This is a genomic window from Bradyrhizobium sp. SHOUNA76 (assembly GCF_023006445.1).
Classification (GTDB): domain Bacteria; phylum Pseudomonadota; class Alphaproteobacteria; order Rhizobiales; family Xanthobacteraceae; genus Bradyrhizobium.
This window is the reverse complement of sequence record NZ_JALBHA010000813.1, coordinates 1-1,757: the sequence shown is the minus strand read 5'-3', so window position 1 is coordinate 1,757 and position 1,757 is coordinate 1. Positions and strand designations below refer to the sequence as shown.

Below are 1,757 nucleotides of genomic sequence, written 5' to 3'. Positions count from 1 at the left end.
GGCCGCAGTGCCGAGGCCGCAGCCGAACACGGCGTCGCGGGTGGCGTGGACGGCGTCGGCCGGAAACAGCGCCGCGTTGAAATAGGCCCAGAACCAGGCGACGAAGAACATCACCTCGGAGGCGATGAACAGGATCATGCCGTAGCGGTGATGCAGCTGCACGACGCGGGTGTGGTCGCCCTTGTACTGGGCTTCCTTGATCACGTCGCCCCACCAGCTCGCCATGGTGTAGAGCACGCCCACGGTGCCAACGCCGAACACGATCGGCGCGGCCGAGAACATGTGGTGCATCCAGGCGATCGCGCCGACCGCCATGATGAAGGCCGAGAGCGAACCGACCGCCGGCCACGGAGAGGGATCGACCAGATGATAGTCGTGATGCTTGGTGTGCGCCGTTGCCATTTGCGGTCTCTCTCCTCAATCCCGTGCCTATCAGGGCACTTATCCCCTCGTTTCCGACCTCCCGAGCGCGAGCCCGGCGATCAGAGATTTCCCTTGCGTTTGTCGTCTTCGCCCGATGCCAGCGGTTTCACCACCGGATCCTTCACCGGATAGAAGGTGTAGGACAGCGTGATCGTGTTCAGCCCGTCGTTCTCGTGGTCGCTGGCGATCGAGGGATCGACGTAGAACACGACCGGCATCTCGCGCTTCTCGCCGGGCGCCATGGTCTGCTCGGTGAAGCAGAAGCAGTTGATCTTCTGGAAATAGGAGCCGACCGTCAGCGGGGCGACATTGTAGGCAGCCTGCCCGGCCGTGGTGCGCGCGGCCTGGTTGGTCACGGTGTAGAAGACGGTCGTGACCTGACCGATATTGACCTCGATCTCGTTCTGCTCCGGCTCGAATTTCCAGGGCAGCCCGGGCGCGACATTGGAATCGAAGCGCACCGAGATCTTCCGCGCGATCGGACCGGTGGCCGGCGCGGAGGTCGCAACCTGGGTCGTGCCGTTGAAACCGGTGGCACGACAAAACCAGTTGTAGAACGGCACCGCCGCGTAGGAGGCACCGACCATCAGCGCGACCACGCCGCCGCAGATCGAGGCGACCAGCGCGTCGCGGCCAAGGCCCCTAAAAGGCCCACGCCCCTTGCTGGCCGTCCGGCTCTGATCCCGCGATATGGTCGGCTCGTGATCCATGTTTCCTACATCGGCCGCACGAGAACTGCCGGTCCCTTGACCATGGTGACGGCGAAGAACAGCACCACGAGCACGCCGAGCGCCAAAGCGATGGCAATGGAGCGCTGACGACGGCTCTTCTTCTGCGCCTCGGTGAGGACGATTCCGTCTGTCTCAGGTTTGTCGGCCATCGCTGTGATCATGCGCCCCCAACCATCGGAGCCAGTGCCCGGAACACGACCTCGGCCAGCAGGGTCGCGAACAGCGCGAACAGATAGAGGATCGAGAAGGCAAACAGCTTGCGGGTCGCGCGCAGCGATTGGCTGCGCTCGCGGCGCACATAGACGTTGATCGCGAGCGCCAGCATGCCGGCCCCCAGGATCAGCGAAACGATGCCGTAGACGGCGTCGAAATAGCCGAGCGCCCAGGGCGCGGCGGCGACCGCGATCAGCACGATGGTGTAGAGCAGGATCTGCAGGCGCGTCGCATCGGGACCGGCGACGTTGGGCAGCATCGGAATGCCCGCGCGCGCATAGTCGTCGGAGCGGAACAGCGCCAGCGCCCAGAAGTGCGGCGGCGTCCAGAAAAAGATGATGGCGAACAGCAGCAGCGGCTCGACGTCGACGGTGCCCGTCACAGCGGCCC

Annotated in this window: 4 protein-coding genes; all 4 read right to left on the bottom strand. The window is 64.8% G+C overall.

The window, feature by feature from the left end; all coding sequences use genetic code 11:
* On the bottom strand, positions 1-402 hold a 402-nt coding region (locus MOV74_RS37430; protein WP_246932454.1), incomplete at its 3' end, for a cytochrome c oxidase subunit 3.
* 80 nt (positions 403-482) lie between these two features.
* Positions 483-1,133, bottom strand: a complete 651-nt coding sequence (locus tag MOV74_RS37425) for a cytochrome c oxidase assembly protein (protein WP_246932452.1) — start codon at positions 1,131-1,133, stop codon at positions 483-485.
* Positions 1,134-1,138: 5 nt separating this feature from the next.
* On the bottom strand, positions 1,139-1,315 hold the full coding sequence (locus MOV74_RS37420; protein ID WP_063197888.1) for a hypothetical protein: 177 nt from the start codon (positions 1,313-1,315) through the stop codon (positions 1,139-1,141).
* On the bottom strand, positions 1,312-1,757 hold a 446-nt coding region (locus MOV74_RS37415), incomplete at its 5' end, for a UbiA family prenyltransferase (protein ID WP_246932450.1). The genes MOV74_RS37415 and MOV74_RS37420, both read right to left, overlap by 4 nt.

Coding starts and splice junctions, on each gene's coding strand:
- MOV74_RS37425 (WP_246932452.1), bottom strand. CDS start 1,133: ATGGATCACGAGCCGACCATATCGCGGGATCAGAGCCGGACGGCCAGC.
- MOV74_RS37420 (WP_063197888.1), bottom strand. CDS start 1,315: ATGATCACAGCGATGGCCGACAAACCTGAGACAGACGGAATCGTCCTC.